Origin of the sequence: Rheinheimera sp. SA_1, from assembly GCF_001669775.1 — a bacterium.
GTDB lineage: Bacteria > Pseudomonadota > Gammaproteobacteria > Enterobacterales > Alteromonadaceae > Pararheinheimera.
Genome location: NZ_LXWK01000015.1, coordinates 780828 through 803421, shown reverse-complemented (window position 1 = coordinate 803421; position 22594 = coordinate 780828). Strand labels below are relative to the sequence as shown.

Annotated in this window: 21 protein-coding genes and 5 tRNA genes; 22 read left to right on the top strand and 4 right to left on the bottom strand. The window is 47.5% G+C overall.

Annotated features, from left to right (window positions below; all coding sequences use genetic code 11):
- Nucleotides 1-7: 7 nt before the first annotated feature.
- From cmoB to A5320_RS10920, 3 genes are all read right to left on the bottom strand, one after another.
- Nucleotides 8-973 carry a tRNA 5-methoxyuridine(34)/uridine 5-oxyacetic acid(34) synthase CmoB gene (cmoB, locus tag A5320_RS10930; protein ID WP_068064248.1) on the bottom strand — a complete coding sequence of 322 codons (966 nt, stop codon included), beginning with the start codon at nucleotides 971-973 and terminating at the stop codon, nucleotides 8-10.
- A complete protein-coding gene (gene cmoA, locus A5320_RS10925; protein ID WP_068064247.1) occupies nucleotides 966-1742 on the bottom strand; it encodes a carboxy-S-adenosyl-L-methionine synthase CmoA in 777 nt (258 codons plus the stop codon). Before cmoA ends, cmoB begins: the two co-directional genes overlap by 8 nt.
- 102 nt (nucleotides 1743-1844) lie before the next feature.
- Nucleotides 1845-2705, bottom strand: coding sequence for a DUF72 domain-containing protein (locus A5320_RS10920; protein WP_068064245.1), 861 nt, complete (start codon nucleotides 2703-2705; stop codon nucleotides 1845-1847).
- An 84-nt stretch (nucleotides 2706-2789) separates the two neighbouring features.
- On the opposite strand from A5320_RS10920, the gene A5320_RS10915 reads away from it, so the two are divergent.
- The 19 genes from A5320_RS10915 to rlmC all read left to right on the top strand — a co-directional run bounded on the left by A5320_RS10915 (nucleotide 2790) and on the right by rlmC (nucleotide 19600).
- Nucleotides 2790-5633, top strand: a complete 2844-nt coding sequence (locus A5320_RS10915; RefSeq protein WP_082971683.1) for a transporter substrate-binding domain-containing protein — start codon at nucleotides 2790-2792, stop codon at nucleotides 5631-5633.
- A 91-nt stretch (nucleotides 5634-5724) separates the two neighbouring features.
- Nucleotides 5725-7512, top strand: coding sequence for an aspartate--tRNA ligase (gene aspS, locus A5320_RS10910; protein ID WP_068064239.1), 1788 nt, complete (start codon nucleotides 5725-5727; stop codon nucleotides 7510-7512).
- Nucleotides 7513-7671: 159 nt separating this feature from the next.
- Complete coding sequence (locus A5320_RS10905; protein WP_068064237.1) at nucleotides 7672-8415, top strand: YebC/PmpR family DNA-binding transcriptional regulator; 744 nt, start codon at nucleotides 7672-7674, stop codon at nucleotides 8413-8415.
- 3 nt (nucleotides 8416-8418) lie between these two features.
- Nucleotides 8419-8940 (top strand): crossover junction endodeoxyribonuclease RuvC, encoded by a 522-nt coding sequence (ruvC, locus tag A5320_RS10900; protein WP_068064235.1) that lies wholly within the window; start codon nucleotides 8419-8421, stop codon nucleotides 8938-8940.
- A 72-nt stretch (nucleotides 8941-9012) separates the two neighbouring features.
- The gene (gene ruvA / locus A5320_RS10895; RefSeq protein ID WP_068064233.1) at nucleotides 9013-9636 is read left to right on the top strand and encodes a Holliday junction branch migration protein RuvA; all 624 of its coding nucleotides are present in this window, start codon (nucleotides 9013-9015) and stop codon (nucleotides 9634-9636) included.
- A gap of 102 nt (nucleotides 9637-9738) precedes the next feature.
- Nucleotides 9739-10755, top strand: coding sequence for a Holliday junction branch migration DNA helicase RuvB (gene ruvB, locus A5320_RS10890; protein ID WP_068064230.1), 1017 nt, complete (start codon nucleotides 9739-9741; stop codon nucleotides 10753-10755).
- A 672-nt stretch (nucleotides 10756-11427) separates the two neighbouring features.
- A complete protein-coding gene (gene tolQ / locus A5320_RS10885; protein ID WP_068064228.1) occupies nucleotides 11428-12114 on the top strand; it encodes a protein TolQ in 687 nt (228 codons plus the stop codon).
- On the top strand, nucleotides 12114-12545 hold the full coding sequence (tolR, locus tag A5320_RS10880; RefSeq protein WP_068064226.1) for a protein TolR: 432 nt from the start codon (nucleotides 12114-12116) through the stop codon (nucleotides 12543-12545). The genes tolQ and tolR overlap by 1 nt, the downstream gene beginning before the upstream one ends.
- Complete coding sequence (gene tolA / locus A5320_RS10875; protein WP_068064218.1) at nucleotides 12546-13466, top strand: cell envelope integrity protein TolA; 921 nt, start codon at nucleotides 12546-12548, stop codon at nucleotides 13464-13466.
- A gap of 11 nt (nucleotides 13467-13477) precedes the next feature.
- The gene (gene tolB, locus A5320_RS10870) at nucleotides 13478-14836 is read left to right on the top strand and encodes a Tol-Pal system beta propeller repeat protein TolB (RefSeq protein ID WP_231916715.1); all 1359 of its coding nucleotides are present in this window, start codon (nucleotides 13478-13480) and stop codon (nucleotides 14834-14836) included.
- Nucleotides 14837-14876: 40 nt separating this feature from the next.
- Entirely contained in the window at nucleotides 14877-15386 is a 510-nt protein-coding gene (pal, locus tag A5320_RS10865) for a peptidoglycan-associated lipoprotein Pal (RefSeq protein WP_068064216.1), read from the top strand.
- 19 nt (nucleotides 15387-15405) lie between these two features.
- A complete protein-coding gene (gene ybgF / locus A5320_RS10860) occupies nucleotides 15406-16278 on the top strand; it encodes a tol-pal system protein YbgF (protein WP_068064214.1) in 873 nt (290 codons plus the stop codon).
- A gap of 313 nt (nucleotides 16279-16591) precedes the next feature.
- Nucleotides 16592-16667 (top strand) — tRNA-Lys (locus tag A5320_RS10855).
- Nucleotides 16668-16693: 26 nt separating this feature from the next.
- Nucleotides 16694-16769: transfer RNA gene (locus A5320_RS10850), tRNA-Lys, on the top strand.
- A 17-nt stretch (nucleotides 16770-16786) separates the two neighbouring features.
- Nucleotides 16787-16862: transfer RNA gene (locus tag A5320_RS10845), tRNA-Lys, on the top strand.
- Between the two features lie 20 nt (nucleotides 16863-16882).
- Nucleotides 16883-16958, top strand: a tRNA-Lys gene (locus tag A5320_RS10840).
- 72 nt (nucleotides 16959-17030) lie between these two features.
- The gene (gene nadA, locus A5320_RS10835) at nucleotides 17031-18089 is read left to right on the top strand and encodes a quinolinate synthase NadA (protein WP_068064212.1); all 1059 of its coding nucleotides are present in this window, start codon (nucleotides 17031-17033) and stop codon (nucleotides 18087-18089) included.
- A 115-nt stretch (nucleotides 18090-18204) separates the two neighbouring features.
- Nucleotides 18205-18294: transfer RNA gene (locus tag A5320_RS10830), tRNA-Ser, on the top strand.
- 163 nt (nucleotides 18295-18457) lie between these two features.
- A complete protein-coding gene (rlmC, locus tag A5320_RS10825; protein WP_068064210.1) occupies nucleotides 18458-19600 on the top strand; it encodes a 23S rRNA (uracil(747)-C(5))-methyltransferase RlmC in 1143 nt (380 codons plus the stop codon).
- A 189-nt stretch (nucleotides 19601-19789) separates the two neighbouring features.
- On the opposite strand, the gene A5320_RS10820 is transcribed toward rlmC, so the two are convergent.
- Nucleotides 19790-20311 carry a SixA phosphatase family protein gene (locus A5320_RS10820; RefSeq protein ID WP_068064207.1) on the bottom strand — a complete coding sequence of 174 codons (522 nt, stop codon included), beginning with the start codon at nucleotides 20309-20311 and terminating at the stop codon, nucleotides 19790-19792.
- Between the two features lie 291 nt (nucleotides 20312-20602).
- Between A5320_RS10820 and A5320_RS10815 the strand changes: the two genes are divergently transcribed.
- The 3 genes from A5320_RS10815 (at nucleotide 20603) to A5320_RS10805 (ending at nucleotide 22588) form a co-directional block, all read left to right on the top strand.
- Nucleotides 20603-21256 (top strand): energy transducer TonB, encoded by a 654-nt coding sequence (locus tag A5320_RS10815; RefSeq protein WP_197490067.1) that lies wholly within the window; start codon nucleotides 20603-20605, stop codon nucleotides 21254-21256.
- Nucleotides 21257-21338: 82 nt separating this feature from the next.
- Entirely contained in the window at nucleotides 21339-21926 is a 588-nt protein-coding gene (locus tag A5320_RS10810; protein ID WP_197490066.1) for an RNA polymerase sigma factor, read from the top strand.
- Complete coding sequence (locus tag A5320_RS10805) at nucleotides 21923-22588, top strand: hypothetical protein (RefSeq protein ID WP_068064205.1); 666 nt, start codon at nucleotides 21923-21925, stop codon at nucleotides 22586-22588. The genes A5320_RS10810 and A5320_RS10805 overlap by 4 nt, the downstream gene beginning before the upstream one ends.
- Nucleotides 22589-22594 lie beyond the last annotated feature (6 nt).

Sequence of the window (22594 nt, the reverse complement as noted above, 5' to 3'; positions counted from 1 at the left end):
TTGCCAATCAGGCAGTTGCAATAATGACTGCTCGCAGTGGAGCCGGATAACCTTCGATGGTTTTACTATGATCAGTCGGGTCAAGAAAATCAACCAGACTTTCATTTTCCATCCAGCTGGTTTTACGCTGCTCTTCCAATGAAGTCTGATTTAAATCAACCACTTTGGCATCATTAAAACCAACCCGCTGTAACCAACCAAGCAATGCTTCGCAACTTGGAATAAACCAGACATTGCGCATCTTGGCGTAACGTTCACCCGGCACCAGCACTGTGCTGGCATCACCTTCGACCACCAGTGTTTCCAGTACTAATTGGCCACCCGGACGCAACTGATTCTTTAACTGCTGTAGAAAATCGATTGGCGATTTGCGGTGATATAACACGCCCATCGAAAACACGGTATCAAAGGCTTTTAATACCGGCATCTCGTCGATACCAATCGGAATTAAATGTACCTTTGGATCCGGATTAAAATGTTTAATCGCTTCAAACTGCGCATAAAACAACTGGCTTGGGTCGATACCAACCACAAATTCGGCACCGGCGCCGCGCATCCGCCATAGGTGATAACCGCTACCACAACCGACGTCTAACACCAGCCGATGTTGCAGCGGCGCCAAATGAGGTAACACCCGATCCCACTTCCAATCAGAGCGCCACTCGGTATCAATCTGCAAGCCGTGCAGCGTAAAAGGCCCTTTGCGCCATGGCATCAGTTGTTTCAGTAATACTTCTAACTGTTGTTTGGCGCCAGCAGACAGTTCATCTGCGCTGCCAAAGCTGACTTCTGTGGCAAGTTCAATTGCAGTAGTCGTGGTTTTAGGTAAGTTGGCCAGTACTTTTTGCCATTGCTTAAAATCGCCATGCAGTGCTTCTTTGCGCCAGCTAGCCAATTGTGCTGGCAACACTTCTAACCATTTATGCAAAGCGTTTTGGGCTATTTCGCCATAGAACTTATTAAATTCAAGCATTGGCTGGCTCCGGATCTGTCATTGCAGGATTTGTACTGGCCGGATTTTTGATTGCGACCATTGAGCAAAAATTAAAACACTGAAACCAAACCACACTGCTGTCAAAGCCAGCTTGTTGAAAACGTTGCTGATGCTCATCGATAGTGTCAGGCAACATCACATTTTCCAATGCACTGCGTTTTTGGCTGATTTCCAATTCGCTGTAGCCATTAGCGCGCTTAAAGTCATGATGCAAATCAATTAGTAATTCATGAGTTTGTTGGTTTTGCAGTACAATTTTTTCCGACAAAATAAAAATCCCGCCGGGTTTTAACCCCTGAAAAATCCTGGCGACCAGCTCATCGCGATGTTGTTTGGGCAAAAACTGCAGGGTGAAATTGCTGACGACGATGGCGGCATTGGAAATTTCGACATCGCGGATATCGGCAAGCAGCACGTCGAGCGGCACTTCCGAGCGGAATGATTGCAGGTGTCGCTGACAACGCTCGACCATCGCCGGGCTGTTGTCAATCGCGATAATCCGGCTACCGGCATCAGTCAGTTGGCGGCGCATGGCGAGACTGGCTGCACCTAACGAACAGCCTAAGTCATAATAACGGCTGTCCGGCTGTTGATACTTTTGTGTCAGTTTGCCGATGGTTTGGATAATGGTCTGATAACCCGGCACCGAGCGCTGGATCATGTCCGGAAATACTTCAGCGACCGTAGCGTCAAAGCAAAAATCCTGGATCTGAGCCAAAGGCTCGGCGTAAATAAAATCTTTTTGCATAATAAAATCAGGGCTGAGCGGCAATAATGCATTAGTTTAACCGATTTCACCGCCGCATCGTAACCCTGTCACCTGATTATCCGCTGGGCTACCAACCTAAAGTTAAAACAGCTGCAGCTGTGGTTTTGGTGATGCAATCGTCGAGACAGGCCATGGTGCTAAGACTGGATGGGATATGCCGGATAGTTGTAAAAAATCAACCGCAAATTGCCTTGCCAACAAAGGCGCCTGCGCATTGTCCGGGGTGTGAAAAAAGGCGTAAGGGGTAAAACCTTGGCTACACCACTGCTGCATTTTTTGTAACCAAGGCTGATAAAATGGCCGGTTTGCGGCCAAATCGTCCAGACCGATAAAACGAAACACTGGCTGAGAAGTAAGTGCGATTGCATGTACCGGCAGCCGCGGCTTTTTCTGCTGTGCATCGATCATTGCGGCGGTGTCAGCTGGCACAGAAAACAATGCCCTGCTGTCGAGACATAACCGCTCGGTGTGAGTGGCTCTGAGTAGCTGATGTAATGCCTGTTGTTGCTGCGCTTTGTCAAAAAACGCCGGATGACGCACTTCCAGCGCACAGGGATGTTCGGCCCGAATTTGCTCCAGTAACAACGATATATAAGGTAATTGTTCCGGGCCAAAACTCGCCGGCAGCTGTAGATGAATAAAACCAATTTTGCGCTGAAGTGGCCTCAGCAATGTAAGCCAGGCGTTCAAGTCTGCGACTGTCGCAACTTGATGGCTGATCGACTTTGGGACTTTAAAGTTAAACCGGAATGTATCAGGGCTCTGCTCATCCCAGCGTGTAATCATTTCAGCCGAAGGTGATGCATAAAATGTGGTGTTTCCTTCAACAGCATTGAAAAACCTACCATACTGGGATAAAAAAGTGGCAGGCTGACTGTCGTTGCTAAAAAGGCTGTCGCGCCAGCGTGGATTCGCCCACATTGGGCAGCCGAGATAGTACATCGTTGTTCCCTGAAAAGTTATTGATTGGCAGGTGGCAAATTGTTATCACTGCTGGCTTTGAGCCAGTGAGGAAAGAATATCACAATGAAGTTATGGCGTGTGTGGATGACCTGGTTTGTGGTGGGCTGTACTTTTCTCAGCGCTACGTGTCCTGCATTGGCCGCCGGGCAGCAACAAGCTCCGGTAACTTTGAAAATTGCTATCAGCAATGACACTTACCCATACATGTATCTGGACAAACAGGATCAGCCCGGTGGATTGGTCGTCGATTGGTGGCGGACCCTGGCCAAAGCACAACATCTCGACATTGAATTTCAGGCCGTTGACTGGGCGAATATTATGGAATTACTGGATTCCGGCCAGGTTGATATTATCGGTGGCATGGCGGTGACTGCCGAGCGGCAACAAAAATACCTGATGGGAGGCGTGGTAAGCGATGTGCACAGCAATGTGTTTTTACATCGGGACTTAGTACAGGTCAACACGCTGGAGCAACTTACACCACACATTATTGGTGTGGTGAAAAACTCCGGCAATATTGCAGCCATTAACAGCAAACAGCCTGGATTAACGCTAAAAACGTTCGAAAATACCAGCGCAATGTTTGATGCTGCGCTGGCAGGTCAGATCAAAGCTTTTGTCACCATGGACCGTCTCACACCACGATATCCGGAGTTCGAACGGCTGAATCAGCTGTATCCGGTGTTTAAAAAACTGCCGTTGCATAAACTCGAATTAACCTACGGTTTGCGCAAATCCGACGTGCAACTTGCATCAAAACTGGCGCAGTGGGCAACGCAGTTACCTGCTGATTTAACCGATAAATTGCAACGACGCTGGCTCAGTGGCGCCAGCACCGATGATTCCTTGTTGCTGTCGTTATCGGTTGGGAATCAGCCGTTAATGGGCGTGTCCCCAAGTGGTCAGCCACAAGGGTTGTTAGTCGATTTGTGGACCTTATGGTCAGAAAAAACCGCGACGCCGATTGCGATAGTGCCGGATATCAGCAGTGCCGGGATTAAAAGCCTCAGTCAGGGGCGGGTCGATATTCATATGGGCTATCCATTGCAGCCTTCGTCTGGCACCGATTTGCAATCGGCCTATCAGGTTTATAATTTCAGCTCGTCGTTTTATTATCCGAAGAATATGCCGGTCGCCAGTCTGGCCGATGTCAAATTGCCGGTGGGGATTTTTGCTTCAGCTGGTTATTACCAGCAACTGCGCAAAGATTTCCCCAATCTGGAATTGCAACGGGTGAATACGTTAGATGAAATGTTGTTTGCCGTTGAACGCCGGCAAATTGCCGGCTTTTTTGGCTCTGATTTAGTAATGCAACACCGGTTGTTGCTTACGCAGAGTGATACCTATAAAGCGCTTGATTATCCAAGGTTTAATAGCCCGTTGTATGCCCTGGTGCGTGAAGGTAACACCATGCTGGCCAATAAAATTGCCCAAGGTTTTGCCGCTTTGACCCAGGACCAGTTGGAAACCATCGAAAAACGCTGGATTAACCAAAGTGACTTTGCCTATTTTGCCAAGTTTCGGCAGCAAGTTCCTTTAACCACCGCCGAAAAAGATTGGTTAAGCCAGCACCCGCAATTAAAAGTGGGGGTACTCGCCGATTGGGCGCCGATGGAATTTATTGACGAGGACGGCCAGTTCAGCGGCGTCACGCAAGACGTGCTGCATAAGTTAAATCAGCGGCTGGGGACCAATTTTGTGGCGGTGCCTTTTCAGCAATGGGATGACCTGGAGCAAGCATTTAGTGCGGGGCAGCTGGATGTCGTTGCCAATATGTCAGATCTGCCAGAGCGACGCCAATATGCCGCATTCAGCTTTAATTTCTGGCCGTTACAATGGACGCTGATTAGCCACAACAGCACTGCAGAAATCAGTCAGCTGCAGCAACTGCAGGGAAAAAAAATTGCTGTGATGAAAGAGTATCAAATCGTTAAATATTTCGAAGTTAATTTCCCGACTATTGCCTTGTTGCATGTTGAAAGTCTCGATGAAGGCATAAAAGCGCTGCAAAGAGGCGAAGCCGATTTTGTGGTGGACACTGTAGTTTCCTCTGGCCGGGCCTTACGTCAGACCGAAAACCGCAATCTGCGGATGCATCTGCCGACCGATATGCCGACCTACCCATCGTTATTTGCCGTGCGCAAAGACTGGCCTGAATTATTGCGTATTATGGACAAAGGGCTAAAAACCCTGACTGAAGCCGATCGCTCGGAAATTCTCGACCGCTGGTTTACCGTTGAAATCCGTCAAGGGGTCGATGAAGGCAAAGTGGCTGATTTAATTCTACAAATTGTCGGCATTGGGGTGTTTTTGCTAGCACTGGTGTTTTTCTGGAATATGTCACTGCGCCGGGAAATAGGCTTGCGTCGCGATATGGAGCAAAAAATGCGGTTTATGGCCACGCATGATGATTTAACCAAACTGGCCAACCGAAATTTACTGGAAGAGCGCTTAACGCAGGCGCTGCATCAACATGCACGGCATCATGAAAAACTGGCGTTATTGTTTTTAGATTTGGATGGTTTTAAAGAAGTGAACGACCGCTTTGGTCATCATGTTGGTGATGAGTTACTGATCAAAGTCGCCGATGTGCTGAACCACTGTGTGCGTAAAAGTGACACCGTGGCGCGGTTTGGCGGCGATGAGTTTGTGATATTGCTTACTGCCATGCTGGATAGGGACGATGCGGCAATTGTCGCCGAGAAAATTTTGCTGCACTTATCAACACCACTGCAGTTGTCGGCGTGCTCCGCGCAGGTTGGCGCCAGTATCGGCATCGCCTTGTATCCAGACAACGGCATTGATAGTCAACAAATGATGAAAGCTGCTGACAGTCTGATGTATCAGGCAAAACAGCAGGGTAAAGGCTGTTATCGGTTTAGTCAGGGCGCAACAACCGGGCTTTGATGATCAAGGGCAGTGACTTTAACCATCTTTTCTATATAATTGGCGCTCATTTTCAGTGTCAAGTTTCAGTACCGGTAGAAAGGATCAGTGCATGCGTAGTCATTATTGCGGTTTGTTGAACGCACAACACGTCGGGCAACAAGTTTCTCTGTGCGGTTGGATCAACCGTCGTCGTGACCTCGGAGGTCTGATTTTTGTGGATCTGCGCGACCGTGAAGGTCTGGTGCAGGTGTTTTTTGATCCAGATTTAACCGACATGTTTGCTGCTGCCGCAGAACTTCGTAACGAATTTTGCGTACAAATCAAAGGCGAAGTGCGGGCCCGTCCTGACTCACAAATTAATAAAGATATGGCAACCGGTGAAGTGGAAATTTACGCTTCAGCTTTGACCATTCTGAACAAAGCGCCAGCGTTACCGCTTGATTTTAATCAGAACAACAGCGAAGAACAGCGCTTAAAATACCGCTATTTAGATATCCGCCGTCCGCTGATGAGCGATCGCTTAAAATTCCGCGCCAAAGTCACCAGCTTTGTCCGTAACTTTATGGACAGCAACGGCTTTTTAGATATCGAAACGCCGATCCTGACCAAAGCAACGCCAGAAGGCGCCCGTGATTATTTAGTACCAAGCCGCACGCACAAAGGCCAGTTCTTTGCTTTACCACAATCACCACAGTTGTTTAAGCAGCTGCTGATGATGGGCGGCATGGACCGTTATTATCAGATCGTTAAATGTTTCCGTGACGAAGACTTACGCGCCGACCGTCAGCCAGAATTCACCCAAATCGATATCGAAACCAGCTTTATGACCGCTGCTCAGGTGATGCAAGTCACCGAAGAGATGGTGGTGTCGATGTTTAAGTCGATGCTGGACGTCGATTTGGGCACCTTGCCACAAATGACTTATTTGGAAGCCATGCGCTTATATGGCTCAGACAAACCGGATTTACGTAACCCGATGCAGTTTGTTGATGTGGCTGATTTATTAAAAGAAGTCGACTTTAAAGTATTTTCAGGCCCAGCCAACGATCCAAAAGGTCGTGTAGTTGCGCTGAAAGTGCCAGGCGCTGCCGAGAAAGTGTCGCGTAAAGACATCGACACTTACACCGCTTTTGTTGGCATTTACGGTGCCAAAGGCTTGGCTTGGTTGAAAGTAAACGATGTGGCACAAGGCCTGGAAGGTATTCAATCACCGGTCGCTAAGTTCTTAACTGCAGATATCGTCAGCGAAATTTTAAGCCGTACCAGCGCGCAAAATGGCGACCTGATTTTCTTCGGTGCCGATCGTGCCAAAGTGGTATGTGAAGCCATGGGCGCACTGCGCTTAAAACTGGGTGAAGATTTAGGCATTACCCAGCCAGGCTGGAAACCGCTGTGGGTGGTAGATTTCCCTATGTTCGAAGAAAACGATGATGGCAGTTTTTCTGCTGTACACCATCCGTTTACTTCACCTCTGGATACCTCGGCGTTTTTAGCCACTGAAACCGGAGCGCTGGAATTGGGCTCGTTATTATCCAATGCCTACGATATGGTGCTGAACGGTACTGAATTAGGCGGCGGTTCGGTGCGTATCCACACGCCGGATGTACAGGCCAAAGTGTTCCAGTTGCTGGGGATCAGCGACGAAGAAGCTGCTGAAAAATTTGGTTTCTTATTAGAGGCCTTGCGTTACGGTGCGCCACCGCATGCTGGTTTAGCCTTTGGTTTAGACCGTTTAGTGATGCTGATGACCGGTGCAACCTCAATTCGTGACGTGATGGCGTTTCCAAAAACGGCGACTGCCGCTTGCCCGCTGACTGATGCTCCTGGTTTTGCAAATCCACAGCAATTAGCGGATTTAGGCATTGCGGTCGTGGTGAAAGCTGACGCTGCGCAATAAGGTCGCGTGCAGTCCGCCGCACCGATAGATCCGGCAGCGCGCTGAAGTGTGCAGCTATTTAGCTTCAAAGCGGCGACAACTGAGTCGCCGTTTTTATCTGTAGGTTTTGGGCATTGCATCCGTAACGACAGTTTTTCGAAATTTTGATGGAGTATCGACATGGCAGGTCATAGCAAATGGGCCAATATGAAGCACCGCAAGGCGCGTCAGGATGCCAAAAAGGTGAAGATGTTCACCAAGCTTATTCGTGAATTAACCGTTGCCGCTAAGCAAGGGCCGGATCCGGATGGTAACCCGCGTTTACGTACGGCAATTGCCAAAGCATTGCTGAATAACTTGTCGCGTGATGTGATTGAACGGGCAGTAAAACGTGGTGCTGGTGATAGCGGCGGTGAGAATTTCGAAGAGCTGGTGTACGAAGGTTATGGCCCGAATGGTGTGGCAATTATTGTCGAAACCCTGACTGACAACCATAAACGTACCGTTGCCGATGTCCGCAGCGCCTTTACTAAATATGGTGGCAATTTAGGCACCAATGGCTCGGTATCCTATATGTTCGCCCGCCAGGGATTATTGAGTTTTGCACCGGGGATCAACGAAGATTTGCTGATGGAGCAAGCATTGGAAGCAGGTGCCGATGATGTCGTCACGCATGAGGATGGCTCTTTTGAAGTGATAACTACGCCTGAAGCTTTTGTTGATGTACAGGAGGCATTGGCTCGGGCAGGGTTACAGGCCGAACATGCCGAAGTCAGTTTAGTCCCTGCGACCAAAGCTGAAATCGGCGCTGATACCGTGGTTAAATTCTTTAAACTCATTGATATGTTAGAAGATTTTGACGATGTACAAAACGTCTATCACAATGCTGACATCGCAGACGATGTTATGGCTCTGGTTGAATAACTGTTGAACATTATTCTTGGTATTGACCCAGGTAGCCGGCTAACCGGTTATGGTGTGATCCGCCAGCAGGGTTCGAAGTTTGAATATGTCGCTAGCGGCTGTATCCGGATGACCCTTGGCGAAATGCCGGACCGACTGAAGCAAATTTTTGATGGCATCAGTCAGATCATCGAGCAAACGCAGCCAACGGTATTTGCGATTGAGCAAGTATTTATGGCGCGCAATCCTGATTCAGCGCTGAAGCTCGGTCAGGCGCGAGGCGCGGCGATCGTTGCGGCAAAAGTCGGTGGGCTGAACGTGTACGAATATTCTGCCCGTCAGGTGAAGCAATCGGTGGTCGGCACCGGCGCTGCAGATAAAGCACAGGTGCAGCATATGGTGCGTACCTTGCTGAAACTACAGGCCAACCCGCAGGCTGATGCCGCGGATGCATTGGCCGTTGCTTTGTGTCATGGTCATACCCAACAAAGTTTGATCAGCATGGCCGGGCAGGCCAGTAAAACTGTGCGTGGCCGTTTAAGGTAATGCTGGTTTGAACTGCTGCACCATGACAACCCAAATGCAACTAATTCGCATGAATATGCAGGTAATAAAACAATGATAGGTCGACTCCGTGGCATTATTGCCGAAAAACAAGCACCAGATCTGCTGATTGAAGTAGGTGGGGTGGGTTATGAAGTGCAATTACCGCTGACTAGTTTTTATACTTTACCGGCAGTCGGTCAGGAAACTACTCTCTATACCCATTTTGTCGTGCGCGAAGATGCACAATTACTCTATGGTTTTGCCAATCCAACTGAACGCAGTTTGTTTCGTCAACTGATAAAGGCCAACGGCATTGGCCCGAAAATGGCGCTGACGATTTTATCCGGTTTAACGGCCAGTCAGTTTGTGCGTTGTGTGCAACACGACGACATCAGTACCTTGGTGAAGTTACCTGGTGTTGGTAAAAAAACTGCCGAGCGGTTGTTAGTTGAAATGCGTGACCGATTAAAAGACTGGGGTCTTTCTATCGCCACGCCTGTTACTGATCATTTGGTGTTAGGTGATGACGAAGTGGAGAGCTTTCAGCTGAAAGAAAGCCCGCAAGCCGATGCAACCAGTGCATTGGTTTCGCTTGGATATAGCCAGGCGCAAGCCGCTTTGGCAGTAAAAAAGGTGTATCATGCTGGCTTAACCAGCGAGCAGCTTATTAAAGCTTCATTAAAATCAATGATTTAATCAGTAATTTAATCGACGATTTAATCAAGAGATGGCTTGGCAGCACCAGCCTGATAGTGTTTAGCATTTAGTTTTCAGAGCATCGACTCCAGAGAGTAGCCCATGATTGAAGCGGATCGTTTAATTGCCCCCGGCGCCAGCCGTGAAGATGAAGTGATCGACAGGGCGATCCGGCCAAAATCATTGGCCGATTACACCGGGCAGACTCATGTCCGCGAGCAAATGGCTATTTTTATTGAAGCCGCGCGGGGGCGGGGTGAGCCGCTGGATCATTTATTGATCTTCGGTCCGCCTGGTCTGGGTAAAACCACGTTGGCGATGATTGTGGCCAATGAAATGGGCGTCAATATCAAACAAACGTCTGGGCCTGTACTGGAAAAAGCCGGTGATTTAGCCGCGCTTTTGACCAATCTGGAACCTAATGATGTACTTTTTATTGATGAAATACATAGGCTTAGTCCGGTCGTTGAAGAAATCCTGTATCCGGCGATGGAAGACTATCAGCTGGATATCATGATTGGCGAAGGCCCGGCTGCGCGTTCAATTAAACTTGATTTACCACCATTTACCTTAGTTGGTGCGACTACACGCGCTGGAGCCTTAACGTCGCCATTGCGTGATCGGTTTGGCATCGTGCAGCGGCTGGAATTCTATAAAGTAGAAGAATTGGCGCAAATCATTCTGCGTTCCGCTCATTTCCTCAATTTACAACTTGAATTACCAGCTGCGACAGAAATTGCCCGCCGTTCTCGTGGTACACCACGGATCGCGAATCGGTTGTTGCGTCGGGTGCGCGATTATGCCCAGGTCAAATCCAATGGCGAAGTGTCGATGGACGTCGCCAATCAGGCGTTGTTGATGGTAGATGTGGATGCGCAGGGTTTTGATTATATGGATCGCAAGTTATTGCTGACCATTATCGAAAAATTTATGGGGGGCCCTGTTGGTCTCGATAATCTGGCAGCCGCAATCGGTGAAGAAAAAGATACCATCGAAGATGTGATTGAACCGTTTTTGATCCAACAAGGTTTTATTCAGCGTACGCCAAGAGGGCGGATTGCCTCGCCTCATGCTTATAAACACTTTGGTTTTGATTTACCTGCCGCCAAAGCTGAGTAAACAACAACATCTGTGAATTTGAATGGCAGCTAATGCTGCCTTTTTGTTGTATTTCAGTTTATTACAGGCAAAAAAAAGCCCGCTTAAGCAGCGGGCGAATGCAACAAGTTGAAGTAGAACTTCAAAAATCCAGGGAACATGTTTGACTAGCCCGATTCAATCCGAAGACAAATCCAACTAATCTGTGATCTTTACTACAGTGAAACACCCTCGGGTCACACCGTTGCGCTAGCTCAGAACACGGAGGCATTCTAGGTAATTAGACTATTTACTTCAAACGAGAAAAATTGACTAAATTCATTAAAAAAAGTAATGCGAATATTAATGCATGATTAGTGAATATCAAGTGATGCCATAATGCAGGTCAATATTCTAAAGGCTCTTAGCTTGGTAAGATGAACATATCATGAATATTTGAGATTATTTTTTTCATGATTAACATGCGCAAGTGCGGCTTTTGACTCTTTATCGTTGAATCTCGGGGATTCATCGTAAAAAGTGAACTTTTACCAAGTGCAGGTCTCCATTCATAGGGTTTGGCACCAGATCCGCGCACATTTGGAACTATTTTTGCAATTGCCGATGTTGCGCTGTTGAGTTAGTCAGCCTGCTCCAATATCATAGCGCCCAAATCGGTAGTTTTATTTCAGCTTTTTTCAGAGGTACGTGCAGGTGACTGGTCAACTTTCAATTTTACACCTTATTCTTGGCGCCAGTATTCCGGTGATGTGCGTGATGCTCATCCTCAGCGCCGCATCCATCGTTTCATGGGCAATGATTATTCAGCGCAGTAAAGCCTTAAAAGAAGCTACAGAAGATACCCGCAAATTTGAGGACCGCTTTTGGTCCGGTGTTGATTTATCTAAGCTGTACAATGAAGTCAGCGCCCGTGCCAATGTCAACGGCATGGAATCATTATTTAAAGCCGGTTTTAAAGAATTCGCACGCCTGCACAAAACCAACGCCCGTCAGCCAAGCGCTGTAATGGAAGGCACCCAAAGAGCAATGCGCGTGTGCCTGTCGCGTGAAGTTGAACGTCTTGAAATGCATTTACCTTTTCTGGCAACTGTTGGGTCAATTAGCCCATACATCGGCTTGTTCGGCACCGTCTGGGGCATCATGACCTCATTTATTGCACTGGGCGCGGTGCAACAAGCCACTCTTGCAATGGTTGCACCTGGTATTGCTGAAGCTCTGATCGCCACCGCTATTGGTTTATTCGCAGCTATTCCAGCTGTTATTGCCTACAACAGATTTTCGCACCGGGTTGAACAACTCGAAAATGCTTATGCCAACTTTGTCGAAGAGTTTTCGAATATTCTGCATCGTCAGGCAGTTAGCGGTGGAGACGGTCAATAATGTACGTGCGCAAAAAACGCCGGATGGTCGCTGAAATTAACGTCGTACCTTATATCGACGTTATGTTGGTACTGTTAATTATCTTTATGGTGACCACGCCGATCATTACTCAGGGTGTTAAAGTCGAGTTGCCTAAATCTAAAGCTGAACCGATTGAGCAAGTCAAAGACGGTAAAACGCCGATCGTAGCGACCGTCGACGAAGCAGGTTTGTATTATTTTGAAAAAGACGGCGTCAATAAAGGCCCGTTTAATGCCGAGCAATTACAGGCGGAAGTCACTGATTCGCTGACCATTGAACCCGGTACCCAGGTGATCATTAAAGGGGATGGGCGGGTGACTTATGAGTCCATCATCTTATTGCTAAATTTATTAAAAGAAGCCGGAGCGCCGGCGGTTGGTCTGATGACAGAAGACGTGGAGTCCAAATAAATGGATCCAGCGTTTAAAAAAGCGCTGCAATTATCCGGTGGTGCGCATGTACTGCTGATTGTAGCGATGTTAGTCAATTTCAGTTTCTTTGACGACAATGAAGTTATTATTGTTCCGCTATACTCGGCCAGCAATGCCCCATTGATGGCCAGTGTGGTTGAAAATCCAGAGTTAAAAGAAGCGGAAAAAGCCACCAAGAAAAAACCTGAGCCGAAAAAAGAAGAACCGGTGAAAGAGCCACCTGAAAAGGAAGAACCAAAAGAAGATCTTCAGAAAAAGCAGGAAGAAGTAAAAAAACTTCAGGCTGAAAAAGAAGCGGAAGTGAAAAAGAAGCGTGAAGCAGATGTCGCGCTGAAAAAGAAAAAAGAAACTGAAAAGAAGAAAGAATTAGAGAAGAAAAAGGCTGACGACAAAGCCAAACAAGAAAAGAAAAAGAAAGACGAATTGGCTAAAAAGAAAAAAGCTGACGAGTTAAAGAAGAAAAAAGCGGATGAGCTTAAAAAGAAAAAAGCCGACGAATTAAAGAAAAAGAAAGCTGAAGATAAAAAGCGGCAGCAGGAACTAGAGCGCCAGGCTGAAGAACAGTTGATGGAAGACGAGTTGGCTGAAGAAGCTGACGAGGCACGCCGGGCGGCACGACAAGGGCAACAGCTAACTGAAAAGCAGCGACATGTTGCCATGATTGTTGAACGTGTTCGCCAAAACTGGTTTACTGATGACACAATGAACGGTAAAGAGTGTGTCATTTCGCTGAGTCTGGCTAGCAATGGGTTTGTAATTAATATGAATGTTGTAGGTGGCGATGCTGGTGTTTGTAATGCCGCAGTCAACGCAATCAACAGGGTAGGCCGTTTTCCAATGCCTGAAGATCCGGATTTAAACGCCGAATTCAGACAATTGACGTTACCATTTAAAAAATAAACAGAGACCTGATGACAATGATATTGAAGTGGATTGGAAAAACAGCAATTTTTGCGTTGGCAGTGGTCGCTTTACAAGCAAAAGCCTCGCTCGAAATTGTAATTACAGAAGGTGTGGATTCGGCGCGGCCGATCGCAATTGTTCCATTTACTTTTGTCGGTCAGAATCAACCGACACAAAACATAAGCCAGATTGTCGCTGCCGACTTAATGCGTAGCGGTAAATTTAATCCGGTAAATGTTATGCGGATGCCGCAACAGCCTCAAAACAGCAGCCAGTTTAATGCTGCTGCCTGGGCGAAAACCGGTATTGAAGCTGTGGTGATGGGCACCGTGAAAGAAGTCGGTCTTGACCGTTATACTATTAATTATGAGCTGGTCGACGTGGTAAAAGCCAATGGCGGTGTTGGTCAGCCAATGATGAATGCAGCTGGTCGTATGGTTGCAGGCTCAAATCATATATTGCATTCCAGCGAAATTACCATCGCCGGAAAATTATTCAGACAATATGCCCACCGGGTCAGTGATGTTATCTATGAAAAATTAACTGGCGAACGTGGTGCTTTTTCGACCAAAATAGCTTATGTATTAGTAAGAGATAAACAAGAGTATCGTTATCAGTTAGTTGTGGCCGATTATGATGGTGAAAATGAGCAGGTATTATTGCGCTCGAAAGAACCGTTAATGTCGCCAACCTGGTCACCTGATGGCACCAAATTGGCTTATGTAACTTTTGAACGTAAACAATCTCAGATTTATATTCAGGATGTTTATACAGCTCGCCGTAGTATCCTGACATCGTTTAAAGGGATTAACAGCGCGCCAGTGTGGTCGCCAGATGGCCGGAAAATGGCGATGACTTTGTCAAAAGATGGCAATACTGAAATTTACGTGATGGATATTGCGTCAAAATCACTAAATAAACTGACGAATCATCGCGCGATTGATACAGAACCGAATTGGGCACCTGATAGTCAGACGGTACTTTTTACATCTGAACGTGGCGGAAATCCGCAACTTTATACTGTAGATATCAACACAAAAGCAACAACTCGTGTTACTTTTGACGGTGAACAGAATTTAGCGGGTAAATTTACACCTAACGGGCAAGCAATTGTTATGGTAAACCGGACAAACGGTCAGTATAATATTGCGCGCATGGATAGGACTACCCGTCAAATGCAAGTGCTGACTCGCACTTATTTGGATGAGTCACCAAGCATTGCGCCTAACGGCTCAATGATAATTTATAGTACTTTGCACGGTTCGTCACAAGTACTGGCACTGGTGTCCATGGATGGTCGCTTTAAAGCTAGGTTACCAGCAGTGAATGGTCGGGTAAAATCGCCAGCCTGGTCGCCGTTTTTATAAAATACAAAAATTTGGTTAATCGTTTTACTAAGGAAAAATCATGAACTTAAATAAAGTTTTAAAAGGTTTGTTAGTAGCAGTGCCAGTGCTGACTTTAGCTGCATGTAGCTCTAACAATGACACTGATGCCGGTGCTTCTAACGAAGTAGTAAACCAGCCAGTTCAAGCTGTTGATCAAGGTATGAGCGATGCAGAACAACTGCGTCAGCAATTAGAAGCCCTGCGTCAGCAAAACACTATTTACTTCGACTTCGACAAGTCAACTATCCGTTCTGAATTCGCTTCAGTTCTGGATGCTCACGCTGCTTTCCTGCGTGCTCGCACCACTATCTCTGTAACTGTTGAAGGTCACACTGACGCTCGCGGTACTCCAGAGTACAACATTGCACTGGGCGAGCGTCGTGCTCAGTCAGTTCAAAGCTACCTGGCAAACCTGGGTGTTGCTGCTGGTCAGCTGTCTGTAGTTAGCTACGGCGAAGAAAAACCAGTTGACGCTGGTAACACTGAAGATGCGTTTGCTAAAAACCGTCGTGCAGTTTTAGTATACTAATCTGATTTTGTGAGTGTGCATGGACGTTAAGAAGTCTCTGATTACAGCGTTATCGCTGATCAGCATTGCAGTATTGGCTAACCCGGCGCCTGTCGCCGATTTAAGCCGTAGTAGCAATAAAACTTTCGGTGCACAAAACAGTGCGCGGGCTGGTTCTGTTGAAGAACGGCTTGCTGCACTGGAGCGTGTGGTGGAAGCTAGAGCATCTGCTCAGCTTGAAATGCAGCAGCAATTGCAGACTTTACTTGATGAAGTCAGCGAATTGCGCGGTACCACCGAAGTGCACAATCACAAATTAGAAGAGATATTACAGCAACAACGTGATATCTATCAGGAAATTGACCGTCGGTTAGGTGGCCAAGGTTCAGCAGGTGTGGCAGTACAGTCAAATGTGCCCACAACAGTTGAGCCTCAGACTTCTGTTCCAGCGGGCAATCCCGCCGCCGTAGTTGCAGCCGATCAGGTTGCAGCTTCGGAAGCGGCTGCTACTCAAGCTAGTGCTTCTTCGACATCGACGATGAGCGAAGGTCAGGCTTATGAGCAAGCAATCAACTTTGTGATTAAAGATAATAACTATGCGGCAGCAATTCCTGCATTTGAAAGTTTTATCGAAAATTACCCAAATTCAGAATACACGTCAAATTCGCACTATTGGTTGGGTCAGCTTTATTATCAAAAGTCTGATTTCCCAAAAGCAAAAACTCATTTTGAACGTGTCGTCAAACAGTATCCAAATTCATCACGTGTACCAGATGCTTTAGAAAAGCTCGGTATGGTTGCTGAAAAACAAAACGATTTAGTTGCGGCGAAGCGCTTTTACAATCAATTAATTAAAAGCTTCCCTAAATCAAAGCCAGCTGCAAAAGCCCGCAAAAAGCTGGAAACAATGTAATTTGTTGTTTTTAGAAAAAACCGCCGCAAGGTGGTTTTTTTTTGCCTGTTTTTTATAAACCACATTTGGTTGGTTGTAGTCACCTTGCACTTAAGAAATGCAAAGTATGTCTGGATATTTGTCGCAATTCTCAATATTAGGAAAGCTTGCGGGCTTGGTTAATTCGACCTCATAACAGCGTATATTTGTTCGATTAAGCAACAGCTTGGTTTTTTCTGCTGGCATTTTAAGCAGTCAGCAGCCCAAAATACTGTTTTTGGCAGATTTTGGTTGCACTGGGCGCGTAAATAAGTAAGATATGCCTCCGCGACAGGGGCCATTAGCTCAGCTGGTAGAGCAGCGGACTTTTAATCCGTTGGTCGATGATTCGAATTCATCATGGCCCACCACTTTCGCGCAAACAATAGATTGAACTGGGTCATTAGCTCAGCTGGTAGAGCAGCGGACTTTTAATCCGTTGGTCGATGATTCGAATTCATCATGACCCACCAGTTCAGTCCTTTCGTTTGGGTCATTAGCTCAGCTGGTAGAGCAGCGGACTTTTAATCCGTTGGTCGATGGTTCAAATCCATCATGACCCACCACTTTCTCAAAATCCCGTTTGGGGTCATTAGCTCAGCTGGTAGAGCAGCGGACTTTTAATCCGTTGGTCGATGGTTCAAATCCATCATGACCCACCACTTCCTCCGATAGTTTTTATCGTCATAAAACCCGTGTATAATGCGCCTCCCCTAGATTGTTGGATGGTCAGCATGAATCAAGCACTGCAGTTTAATGAACTTGAGTATGTCTTCCCGAAAAAGCCGTTGCCATTAAGCGCTGACGACAAACAAGCCTATAAAATTCGTATTAAACAATTATTAAAACAGCAAGATGCAGTCTTAGTTGCGCACTACTATACCGATCCGGAAATCCAGGCGTTAGCTGAGGAAACCGGTGGCTGCGTATCTGATTCGCTCGAAATGGCCCGTTTTGGTAATCAGCACGCCGCAAAGACGCTGATTGTCGCCGGTGTGAAATTTATGGGCGAAACCGCAAAAATCCTTACTCCAGAAAAAACTGTGCTAATGCCAACGCTGGACGCAACCTGTTCGCTGGATTTAGGTTGCCCGGCAGCTGAATTTTCCGCGTTCTGTGACGCTCATCCTGACCGCGTTGTGGTGGTCTATGCCAATACTTCAGCAGCAGTAAAGGCTCGTGCCGACTGGGTGGTGACATCATCGATTGCGCTGGATGTGATTGAGCATCTGGACAGTGAAGGCAAGAAGATTTTATGGGGGCCTGACAAACACTTAGGTGCTTACGTGCAAAAGCAGACCGGTGCCGATATGTTGTTGTGGCAAGGCGCTTGTATTGTGCACGATGAATTTAAAGCCAATGCGTTGGTTGAGCTTAAAAAGCAGTATCCAAATGCCGCAGTGTTGGTGCACCCGGAGTCTCCGGCTGCGGTTGTTGATTTAGCTGATGCGGTCGGTTCGACCAGCCAGTTGATCAAAGCCAGTCAGACGATGCCTAACGATACCTTTATTGTGGCCACCGACAAAGGCATTTTCTATAAGATGCAACAGGCGATGCCTGACAAGACCTTTATCGAAGCTCCAACCGGCGGTAACGGCGCAACTTGCCGTAGCTGTGCACATTGCCCTTGGATGGCGATGAATGGCCTGAAGGCGATTGAAGAGGCGTTAACGGATGCCAGCGGCCACGAAATTTTTGTCGACGACGCAATGCGTGAGAAGGCGTTACTGCCGCTGGATCGGATGTTAAGTTTCGCCAAAACCAATAGAGTCGCGGTCAAAGGTAACGCTTAATTGTAAAAATGGCGGCTTTGCTGAAAATAGCAGCGAAAAGCCTGGTTATTGCAATTTGTTGTTGCGCGGTGCGGTGAATTTACCTAGTATAGCCGCGCTTGCGCAAGCAAGTTCCGGAGAGATGGCTGAGCGGCTGAAGGCGCACGCCTGGAAAGTGTGTTTAGGTTAATCCCTAACGAGGGTTCGAATCCCTCTCTCTCCGCCATATACATGAACAAAGCCCCGCACGAAAGTGTGGGGCTTTGTTGTTTCAGGCGGCAGCGTATGCTTACAGGACATGCTGATGAGGCCAACCTCGCGGAACTCTTACGCCGGGACATCGCTATTTGCTAGAATCTAAGCGTAGCTATTACAAATCTGGATATCCGATGCTGTGTCAATACTTTGCTGTCGATCAATGCCGCTCCTGTCAGTTTCTTGCTACTCCCTACAGCGCGCAGCTTGATGAGAAACAGCAGCAATTGCTGAGATTACTTCCATCGGTGCAAGGTGCCGTGGTGCTACCGCCCGAGCCAAGTGCTGAAATGCATTTTCGCAATAAAGCTAAAATGGTGGTGATGGGCACAGCTGACGAACCGGTGCTTGGGATTGTGAATCATCAGCAACAATCGATAGATTTAACCGGTTGTCCGCTTTATCCCAAAGAATTTCGCGACGCATTTGCGCATATCAGCGCTTTTATCCGGCGGGCCAGATTACAACCTTATAATGTCGAAACAAAGAAAGGTGAGCTCAAGTTTGTGCTGCTCACCCGAAGTAGTGCCACCGGTCAGTGGATGCTACGTTTTGTGATGCGATCGCAAAATTGCGTGGCGGCGATGCGCAAGCACTTGCCGTCCTTGTTGCAACAATGGCCACAGCTTTGGGTTTGCTCGGTCAATCTGCAGCCTGAGCATAAAGCCGTGCTTGAAGGCGACGTTGAAATCCTGCTGACCAGTCAAGGTATGTTGCCGGAAATGCTGAACGATGTACCGATGTATATTCAGCCGCAAAGTTTCTTCCAGACCAACCCGGTATTGGCGGCAAAGTTGTATCAGACGGCCAGAGAATGGACAGCAGATTTACCTTTGGTGCAAATTTGGGATTTGTTTTGTGGCGTTGGCGGTTTTGCCTTGCATCTGGCGGCGCCGGGCCGGGCGCTGACCGGTATCGAAATCTCTGATTCTGCCATCGCCTGTGCCAGCCTGTCTGCAACCAAGCTTGGTCTGGATAATTTTCATTTTCAGGCACTGGATGCAGCTGCTTTTGCCAAAGCCCAGCAGCATCGACCGGATTTATTAGTCGTCAATCCGCCAAGACGAGGGTTAGGTCCGGAATTATGCGCCACGGTTGCAAGGCTTAAACCTGGTTGGTTACTCTATTCCAGTTGCAACCCGCAAACCTTAAGTACCGATTTAGCCTTGCTTACGGAATATCAACTTCGAAAAGTACAATTGTTTGATTTGTTTCCACATACCACCCATGCTGAAGTCCTCTGTTTACTAGAACTTTCTCCTCCTGCCATTGATTAATTTGCTTGGCACCTTGTCTATAAAAGTGCGACAGGCTTGCTGCCAAAGTCTGATCTGCGCCAATTTAATGCACAGCGATAAAAAAATTGGCGCACCGCCGGCAGTTGCAACTTTATGGCGCATCACCGGACGGTTTTTTCATTGTGGCTGTAAGGATACGTGAAACAGCAAAGGCAGCAGTCCACAGCATTATTTTTTCAGACAGGCTTCTGGTTGTGGCAATTGCAGCTGATTGATTGACTGTAACTGGCTGTTATTGAAGCTAAGCTGATAAATCACGCCATATGTCAGTTCTGACAGCGGGGCGATGTCTTTTCCTGACAATAAAGCAGCAAGCTGCGGTGTGGTATTGCTGTGACCAACCACAACGGCGGATTGTTGCTGTTGCTGCAACTGCTTGGAAAATTCGGCTAATTTGGCTGGATCATAAGACTGCAAAGCACGGCCAGGCTGCAACAGCGCCTGGGCTGTCATGGTTGTTCGCTGATAAGGGGTGTGATAAATCTGGGGCAATGGCAGCTCTTTTAACAATGTTGCTAAGGCTTGGGCCTGAAGTTTTCCGCATTCGGATAACTCTGGGTCGGCCGAAGTGGCGGCTTTTTCGGCGTGACGCACTAAAAACAATTGATAATGGTTAGCCAGCGCCTGGGTGCTACATAACAAACCGGCGATACTGCCGACTTTGATCAACTGCTTGATAATTTTTTTCATCTGACAATTCCCTGAACAGACACTCTGTGAATGTCTTTGTGTTGGTGGCGATACCATAAACGCGGATGCAGCGCCGGGCAAATAAAAATGCCCGTACCGTGCTTAACTGGGTTCGTGGTTGTGGTTCACGGTAATGGAGCATTTTTGCTGGATTTCAGTTAAATGAATAGCGAGAGGCAAAAAAATAGAAAAATTATTGCCCCTTTTTTTAAGCTCAAACGTCAAAGGTCAGACTCTTACTTGAAGGAAAGGATCTGTACTATGACAGCAGTAAACATGACAGCAGTAAACATGACTCCAGCAAACATGACAGCAGCAAACAGCTTGCCGCAATTTTTTCAACCTCGTTTTGCCGCAGCAGCCTGCACGGCTACAGTGATAACTTTGGCGTTGTTTCAATTGATGGCGACTTTAGTGACATCTGAACCCTATCAGTCAACAAGGCCAACGACCGTTATTGATGTAGCCTGGGCTGATCCAAAAAAAGAGCGCCCGGCTGAGACAAAACCAAAATTGCAGCCGCCGCCACCCAAGGTCACCGCTGCGCCAAAAACAACAGTGTTATCCGAACCTAGTGCAGGCGAATTGTTGCCAACTGAGGGGCCGATGCCAGAAATCCAGATCAACACCGGCACCGGGTTGCCGGTTCTACAGCAACAGCCCAATAGTGAGCCATCGCCGATAGTCCGGATCAATCCAAAATATCCGGTGGTTGCGGCACGAGATGGCATCGAAGGTTGGGTGCAGCTGCGGTTTAGTGTTGACGCTACCGGTGCAGTGACTGATATTGAAGTGATTGCAGCGAAACCACAGCGGGTGTTTGAACAAGAAGCGATCCGTGCGTTAAAACGCTGGAAATATCAGCCATCAACGCTGGATGGTGCTGCAGCAGCTCGCAGTGGCTTGCAAGTGCAACTGGATTTTAATCTGGATGCCGCGGAGTAATGATTCGATGTGCTGGGCGGAATAACGAAGTCATGTGACTCGGCTTGTTGTATCAGTTGTACCTGTTATGCCGGAGGCGTCTATGGGATGGAAACAAATCAGTGGTCGATTAGGCTTAGCCAAAGCACAGAGCCAACAGTGGATGACGGACTATCAGCAAACGGGTGATCAGGCGCTTTTAGCGAAACTGTTTATGTTGCATGCCGATGCACTGTATTTCTTTTTACTGCGGCAAAGTAATGCTGAACTCGCAGCGGATATCAGTCAGCAAAGCTGGCTGAAATTGCTCGAACAACGCCAGCAATTTCAGGGCGGCTGCAGCTTTAAAACCTGGTTGTTTTGTCTGGCGCGTAACGCTTTGCTGGATGAGTTTCGCCGGCAGCAACGCTGGGGGCTTTCGGAAATTTCTGACATTACCGAAACAACGTTATTTTCAGAGGCCGAACCGAACTCAGCTGAGCAACAACTATCGCAGATGCAACAACAACAGCAACTTGAATCGGCGATCCAACAATTGCCGGTGTTACAGCAAGAATCATTGTTACTGCAGCTAGAAGGCTTTTCACTGGCAGAAATCGCTTTAATTTCAAACAGTAACACCGAAACCGTCAAAAGTCGGTTGCGCCATGCCAGAACTAGATTGGTCAGTTTAATGGAGGACAAGCCATGAAGCGTTCGGACGAAGAGCTGGAGCAACAGTTACAGCAATGGTATCGGCAATCGCGGCAGCAAAACGGTCTGCCAGTGGCAGTTAAAAAACAGCTGGCAGCACAGATCGCCGCAACTTCCCAACCAACATTTGGCTGGCAGCGGATGATGCTTGGGATATTGCAACTCTTTAGCTGGCGGAATATTCAGGCGCTTACGGCAGTGCTGGCGCTTGGCATCGGCTGGCAGTTGCTGCAGCAAGAACAAAGTTATTATCAAATCAGTCAGAGTAATGACGTATATCCGGTGCAGGTGCACCAATTCACACCGCAGCAAACGCCAGCAACGCCACCCGATACACCGAATAACAGTTCCGGGCAACGTCAGGCGCTTTATACACAAAAGTATCAGGATTATCTTCAAGCCAGTAAAAACAGTCAGATACGACGGCAGTTGATTGTCTCGCGGCAGTTCAGTGAAGACGGCTGGCATTTGGATGTTTGTCAGCAAATGCAGTTACAGCTGACCAGCGAGTGGCTGGCACAATTTAAATTACAACAACATTGGACTGAGCCGCAGTGGCAACAATTACAGCAAAGTGATTGGTTACAGATAACGACCGGGGCAGAAGGACAAATTCTGGCTCTGCAGCGTAGCGACCAACCACCGGCCTGTGCACCGTAAAATGCT

What these genes read in the sequence shown, in the direction of transcription:
- A5320_RS10810 (WP_197490066.1), top strand. Translation starts at nt 21,339, where the DNA reads ATGGGATGGAAACAAATCAGTGGTCGATTAGGCTTAGCCAAAGCACAG.
- A5320_RS10915 (WP_082971683.1), top strand. Translation starts at nt 2,790, where the DNA reads ATGAAGTTATGGCGTGTGTGGATGACCTGGTTTGTGGTGGGCTGTACT.
- tolR (WP_068064226.1), top strand. Translation starts at nt 12,114, where the DNA reads ATGTACGTGCGCAAAAAACGCCGGATGGTCGCTGAAATTAACGTCGTA.
- A5320_RS10920 (WP_068064245.1), bottom strand. Translation starts at nt 2,705, where the DNA reads ATGTACTATCTCGGCTGCCCAATGTGGGCGAATCCACGCTGGCGCGAC.
- aspS (WP_068064239.1), top strand. Translation starts at nt 5,725, where the DNA reads ATGCGTAGTCATTATTGCGGTTTGTTGAACGCACAACACGTCGGGCAA.
- rlmC (WP_068064210.1), top strand. Translation starts at nt 18,458, where the DNA reads ATGCTGTGTCAATACTTTGCTGTCGATCAATGCCGCTCCTGTCAGTTT.
- tolA (WP_068064218.1), top strand. Translation starts at nt 12,546, where the DNA reads ATGGATCCAGCGTTTAAAAAAGCGCTGCAATTATCCGGTGGTGCGCAT.
- ruvB (WP_068064230.1), top strand. Translation starts at nt 9,739, where the DNA reads ATGATTGAAGCGGATCGTTTAATTGCCCCCGGCGCCAGCCGTGAAGAT.
- A5320_RS10905 (WP_068064237.1), top strand. Translation starts at nt 7,672, where the DNA reads ATGGCAGGTCATAGCAAATGGGCCAATATGAAGCACCGCAAGGCGCGT.
- A5320_RS10815 (WP_197490067.1), top strand. Translation starts at nt 20,603, where the DNA reads ATGACTCCAGCAAACATGACAGCAGCAAACAGCTTGCCGCAATTTTTT.
- ybgF (WP_068064214.1), top strand. Translation starts at nt 15,406, where the DNA reads ATGGACGTTAAGAAGTCTCTGATTACAGCGTTATCGCTGATCAGCATT.
- cmoA (WP_068064247.1), bottom strand. Translation starts at nt 1,742, where the DNA reads ATGCAAAAAGATTTTATTTACGCCGAGCCTTTGGCTCAGATCCAGGAT.
- A5320_RS10820 (WP_068064207.1), bottom strand. Translation starts at nt 20,311, where the DNA reads ATGAAAAAAATTATCAAGCAGTTGATCAAAGTCGGCAGTATCGCCGGT.
- cmoB (WP_068064248.1), bottom strand. Translation starts at nt 973, where the DNA reads ATGCTTGAATTTAATAAGTTCTATGGCGAAATAGCCCAAAACGCTTTG.
- tolB (WP_231916715.1), top strand. Translation starts at nt 13,478, where the DNA reads ATGACAATGATATTGAAGTGGATTGGAAAAACAGCAATTTTTGCGTTG.
- nadA (WP_068064212.1), top strand. Translation starts at nt 17,031, where the DNA reads ATGAATCAAGCACTGCAGTTTAATGAACTTGAGTATGTCTTCCCGAAA.
- A5320_RS10805 (WP_068064205.1), top strand. Translation starts at nt 21,923, where the DNA reads ATGAAGCGTTCGGACGAAGAGCTGGAGCAACAGTTACAGCAATGGTAT.
- pal (WP_068064216.1), top strand. Translation starts at nt 14,877, where the DNA reads ATGAACTTAAATAAAGTTTTAAAAGGTTTGTTAGTAGCAGTGCCAGTG.
- ruvA (WP_068064233.1), top strand. Translation starts at nt 9,013, where the DNA reads ATGATAGGTCGACTCCGTGGCATTATTGCCGAAAAACAAGCACCAGAT.